Source organism: Photobacterium sp. R1 (assembly GCF_054600795.1).
Genome location: NZ_BAAHZP010000221.1, coordinates 1 through 362, shown reverse-complemented (window position 1 = coordinate 362; position 362 = coordinate 1). Strand labels below are relative to the sequence as shown.

Below are 362 nucleotides of genomic sequence, written 5' to 3'. Positions count from 1 at the left end.
AAATCGTACACCAGCAAATGGGCGGCCTGCGCTCAAGCATGGGTCTGACCGGCTCACCAACGATTGAAGATCTGCGTACCAAAGCGGAATTTGTCCGCATCTCAGGTGCGGGTATGCAAGAGTCGCACGTTCACGATGTGACTATCACTAAAGAAGCCCCCAACTACCGCATGGGCTCATAACACACGGACTGGACCGGTTGCTGAGGCAGCCGGTCTGCGTTAATCCGACGATTTTTCCTGGGGTGGTAAGCCGCCCCTTTTGATTGCAATTGATATTTGAGACTGCCCGAATGACCACAAATATTCATGATCAACGTATTCTTATCCTGGACTTCGGTTCCCAATACACACAGCTGATCG

Annotated in this window: 1 protein-coding gene; it reads left to right on the top strand. The window is 51.4% G+C overall.

What is annotated here, in order from left to right:
- A partial coding sequence (locus ACYP03_RS24755; RefSeq protein WP_459782491.1) for an IMP dehydrogenase occupies positions 1-182 on the top strand: 182 nt, incomplete at its 5' end.
- Positions 183-362 lie beyond the last annotated feature (180 nt).